This is a genomic window from Bacillus cereus, assembly GCF_002567495.1.
In the GTDB taxonomy this organism is placed as follows: Bacteria; Bacillota; Bacilli; order Bacillales; family Bacillaceae_G; genus Bacillus_A; species Bacillus_A cereus_AQ.
In genome coordinates this window covers 1-4,723 of record NZ_NVAP01000066.1, presented here as the reverse complement: position 1 = coordinate 4,723, position 4,723 = coordinate 1, and the positions used below count along the sequence as shown (strand labels likewise).

Genomic DNA, 4,723 nt, shown 5'->3' with positions numbered 1-4,723 from the left:
TCAATGTTATGAAATACATATCTGAAGGGGTTTTTACTGAAGAAAATACAAGAAACTTTGTGAATGAAAACATTGGTGAAAACGCTAAGAACTTTCCTGTAGTATTAATTGATAAAGATATTCTGATTGGTCATATAGTTTTTCATAAATATTTTGGTGAGCATACATATGAGATTGGCTGGGTGTTCAATCCTAAATATTTCAATAAAGGATATGCTTCTGAAGCAGCACAAGCTACATTGAAATATGGCTTTAAGGGAATGAAGTTACATAGGATTATAGCTACATGTCAGCCACAAAATACCCCATCATATCAAGTAATGGAGAAGATTGGAATGAGAAGAGAAGGCTATTTCAGGAAGTGTATACCACATGGGAATGAATGGTGGGATGAATATTATTACGCTATTTTAGAAGAAGAGTAGTGCCTTGGAACGCATCATTTAAATTGACACTCCTATTCCTAAATAGGCAAGTTGACTATCTTTATTGGAGATTCTTGCTATTAAAGGCGAAGTCTATTTCCGGTATTGCTGACGTACAAAATTGTATTGATGCTAGAATTCTGGAAGCGTTAGGGTAGAATTTAAATGTTTTTTGAAAAAAATAATTGACTTCTACACTAGTTGTAACTAGAATAGTTACATAAAAGGTGTAATCGAATTTGTTACAACTTATATCTGTTTTTTGGGAAAAATGTGCAGCGTTATCTTTTGTTAAAAATCTTAGCTGATTTTTTTGAAAGGGTTTGTTTTGAAAAATATAGTAAGGTAACCCAAAAAAGAACAAGATATAAAAAAGATTTACTTATATAAACCAGAAAGTTAGCCGAGAATTTTAAGTGGTAGCTGAGCTGGATAATAAAAATAAAGGTAGGAGATTTATATGAAGACAAAACAAGATAGCCTTATATACGTATGGGACGCATATTGTGGATGGTGTTATGGTTTTTCAGAAAGTATTAAAGGATTTTACAAAGAACACACTGAAATGCCGTTAACAGTTTTATGTGGAGGATTATTTTTAGATGATCTACCAATAAAAAATTTCTCATATATAGAAGAGGGAAATAAAAGGATTAATCAACTTACAGGTGCAGAATTTGGTCCTTCATATCAAAAATTGGTGGAAGAAGGGACTTTTAAAATGAATTCGAAAGATGCTGCAATTGGGTTTTCGGCTTTACGTTCATTAGCCCCAGACCGTTTGTTAGAAATTACGTCGGCTATGCAAAAAGCGTTTTATTATGATGGACAAAGCCTAAGTGATCCTGAGACATATCGTAAGATTGCAATTGAACATGTTTTGGACCCTGAACAAGTAATAGAGCGTTTAAATGCTCAAGAAACAATAATAGATGTCCAAAATGATTTCAATAAAGTTCGACAGCTTGGTGTTAATAGTTATCCTTCATTACTTTTACAAAAGGGGAATCAAATTATTCCTATTGGTGGTGGGGTAATGACGCCAGATAAAATCGAAGCGCGTTTTAAAAGTTTATATTAAAAAATCTTAAGCTACAGTATATTGCATTTAACGTTTTAAGAAAAACTATAAGTAAATGGGATTAAGCCTTTTTATAACAGTTGGTTTCAATTTGTTTTTAAAGAGTCTAATTTTATTATAGGCCATAGTAACAAACATGTTAGCTTACGCCAATTGACATTCATCTCTCCAATATTTGTTGATGCTATCACACTTTCAGGTGAATGGAAGTGGGAGATTCTATCAGAACAAGATAAAAATATGTTAACTAGTTAATAACTATAACAAAAGGAGAATAACATTCTATGTTTAAAACAATCGATACAAATCAAAAAGATGTAAAATTGACGGTGTTTAGTTCAGACGAAAAAAGTTTCATGGTCACTGCAACCTTAGTTGAGAAAACTGGACATGCATTTTTAATAAACTCAAAATTTACTCAGTCTGATTCGAAAGAAATTGTAGAATATTTGAAAAAAAACGACTTATCTTTAGATAAAATCTTTATTATTCATGGGGATCCTGATTACTATTTTGGATTAGAAAGTATTAAAGCTGCTTACCCAGAAGCTATAGCGTATGCTACAGAGTCTACTGTTGAACATATCGTTCATTCTGTCTTAGGAAAATTAAAAGTTTGGAAAGATGCCCTTGGAGAAAATGCACCAAGTAACGTGGTATTACCTCAAGTGTTTAAAGAAAAAATGATTGATTTTCAGGGGTTAACATTTGATCTAGTAGGCTTAGATCATTACAGAACTAGCCTATTTAATAAAGAACTAAAATTATTAATTGGTGGTATTGATGTATTTAACGAAATACATGTATTCTTAGCGGATAGTAGCTCAAAAGCGGCTATGGAGGCATGGATTGAGAACTTGAAAGTATTACAAGCGTTACATGCTGACATAATTGTACCTAGTCATGGATCAATTGAAAAATCCTTAAATAATCAATCAATTACTGCGACAATGAATTATCTAAGAAGTGCGATTCAAGCTTCTGGGGAAAGTAAAACTTCAAAAGATTTTGTTGCAAAACTTGAAACAGCCTATCCTGACTATGCAAATAAAGGTGTATTAGAATTAAGTGCAAAAGTTGTAACAAAAGAAATGCCTTGGGGTTAATGACATGAATAAATATCAAAAATTATTACATGAAACGTATGTGTTAACCGGTAAAGGGAAGTTAGATGCTTTTAAAGCCTATTTAAGTGAAACTGTATCTTGGACAGAAGCTGCCGGGTTTCCATATGCGGGTACTTATATAGGTCCAGATGAAGTAGTGAAAAACGTACATGAACGTCTTGGCGTTGAATGGGATAACTATCGTGCAAAAGATGAAATTTATGCTTTTAATAACAATACCGTTATTGTGTATGGGAAATATAGTGGAACATTTAAAGCAACAGGAAAATCATTTGTAGCTGATTTCTGTCATCTTTATGAATTTGATGAGAACGATAAGGTTAAGAAATTTGTTCAAGTTGTGGACAGTGCAACTGTTAATGAGGTATTAAGTTAGAGTTACTAGTTTCTAACATGTTCCGTATAAGGAGTATTGTTAGCATGGATGGATTTTCCTTTATTGAGCGTGTTATCGAAGATGAATTATAAAATTAGAAGAGGTAGGTATATATGAAATTAGAGAAAAATTTAATAGTAATAATTATTTCTGTGTTTATTTTAGGAATTGTGTCGACTTTGATATTTCAAGCTTCAACTGGTAATACCAAAGGTCACTTAATAAAGAACGAGAATGTTGCATCGGTATCAAAAGATAATGTGACAGAAAAAGAAAAAAATAAAAAGATGGTAGTTGATTTCTATAATGAAGTTTTTAACAAACATAATATCGATATTATCCCTAAATATGTAAGTGAAGATTATAAACAACATAATCCTTTTGTTGCTGATGGACGAAAAGCCTTCATGGATTTCTTTAAGGAGGACTTTGTTAAAAATCCAAATTCCTCTGCAGAAGTTAAACGTGTAGTAGCTGAAGGAGATACAGTTGCCCTTCATGTAAATTCTCGTGCTAACTCTCAAGATAAGGGAGTTGCTATAGTGGATATTTTTCGTATAAAGGATGGAAAGATTGTCGAACACTGGGATGTAATTCAAGAGATTCCAAATGAGGCAGCTAATAATAATACGATGTTTTAGGTAGAAGATATATAAATTCAGATTTACAATAAAAGACTCCATTTTGATTAACCTTTTTTCAAAATGGAGTCTTCTTATTTTCCATATAAAATTAATAATACCCTTGATGTATGAGTCACATCCTAGTAAAAACTCTTCTATAGGCAAGAAGAGTTTTTTAGTAAGTCTATAGCATTCTGGGAGAAATTAATGTTTTTATTATTAATAATGAAAAATAATTAGGATAAGAAGGGGAAATAGCATGAAAATGAAAGTAATGATTTTAACAGGTGCAGTACTTGCAGCAACAACTATATCATTTGGTCATATAAAGCAATTATGGATCTAAAAGAGAAAAATATCGTAGCGTAGACGTATATAATTTAAAAGGAAACCCGTGTAACAATATAAATAATAATTTGTATGTGAACGTAAAAAATACCAAGACGGCCCTGAAGGGGAGGAGGGCTTGGTGTTTTTTAGCTAATATCACGATTTCTAAGTAATTTTCATATTCTGTTTACCGCACTAATATCAAGTTTTTTAATACAGTCGTTTCAATTTCGCAAGTGTATTCTTCATCTATTTATCTTCCATATATCAGTGGATAATCTTTGTATAATCTGATTTTTTCTCTAAATCACAACTGTTACCCCATCACCATCAAGTTAAAGTTTCATTTTATTTTGCTAACTTGATGGTGATGTGACGTAACCTTAATTATTTTAAAATTTTAAAAAGAATCCTTAGTCATGTAAAAGGGACCTTGATCACGCAAATGATCTGTAAATCAATTCATTTTTGATATACAGATCATTTGTATGATAATTTTTATAAATAATTGCTAAGTAGTGAATTTACATAAATGCTTTTAGAAGTTCTTGAATTAATGGGATTGCGCCACCTATAAATTTTAAAACTGCCATTGCGATTTCCATATTATTCTCTCCTCTTTTTTCGTATTAAGATGTGATAAATCTTTATAATCTTATTATAGTAAGCGTTTGCAAATGTAACAATACATTTTTGTATGCAATATTGCATATTTATACATTAGATCTCTATTATTCATTTTTTAATGGTACTATAGCGAG

General features: G+C 31.3%; 5 protein-coding genes and 1 pseudogene. 5 read left to right on the top strand and 1 reads right to left on the bottom strand.

What is annotated here, in order from left to right:
• The 5 genes from COK05_RS27765 to COK05_RS27745 all read left to right on the top strand — a co-directional run.
• Positions 1-425, top strand: a 425-nt coding sequence (locus COK05_RS27765; RefSeq protein ID WP_098615099.1) for a GNAT family N-acetyltransferase, incomplete at its 5' end; no start/stop codon positions are given.
• Positions 426-885: 460 nt separating this feature from the next.
• Positions 886-1,506: a DsbA family protein gene (locus tag COK05_RS27760; RefSeq protein ID WP_098615098.1), complete on the top strand. Its 621-nt coding sequence runs from the start codon at positions 886-888 to the stop codon at positions 1,504-1,506.
• Between the two features lie 284 nt (positions 1,507-1,790).
• Positions 1,791-2,612 (top strand): cytoplasmic protein, encoded by an 822-nt coding sequence (locus tag COK05_RS27755; protein WP_098615097.1) that lies wholly within the window; start codon positions 1,791-1,793, stop codon positions 2,610-2,612.
• A 4-nt stretch (positions 2,613-2,616) separates the two neighbouring features.
• Entirely contained in the window at positions 2,617-3,009 is a 393-nt protein-coding gene (locus COK05_RS27750) for a nuclear transport factor 2 family protein (protein ID WP_098615096.1), read from the top strand.
• Between the two features lie 113 nt (positions 3,010-3,122).
• Positions 3,123-3,650: a nuclear transport factor 2 family protein gene (locus COK05_RS27745; RefSeq protein WP_098615095.1), complete on the top strand. Its 528-nt coding sequence runs from the start codon at positions 3,123-3,125 to the stop codon at positions 3,648-3,650.
• An 836-nt stretch (positions 3,651-4,486) separates the two neighbouring features.
• Here the strand turns inward: COK05_RS27745 and COK05_RS31930 are convergent.
• Positions 4,487-4,673, bottom strand: a pseudogene (locus COK05_RS31930) (hypothetical protein).
• Between the last annotated feature and the right edge of the window lie 50 nt (positions 4,674-4,723).

What these genes read in the sequence shown, in the direction of transcription:
- COK05_RS27750 (WP_098615096.1), top strand. Translation starts at nt 2,617, where the DNA reads ATGAATAAATATCAAAAATTATTACATGAAACGTATGTGTTAACCGGT.
- COK05_RS27745 (WP_098615095.1), top strand. Translation starts at nt 3,123, where the DNA reads ATGAAATTAGAGAAAAATTTAATAGTAATAATTATTTCTGTGTTTATT.
- COK05_RS27755 (WP_098615097.1), top strand. Translation starts at nt 1,791, where the DNA reads ATGTTTAAAACAATCGATACAAATCAAAAAGATGTAAAATTGACGGTG.
- COK05_RS27760 (WP_098615098.1), top strand. Translation starts at nt 886, where the DNA reads ATGAAGACAAAACAAGATAGCCTTATATACGTATGGGACGCATATTGT.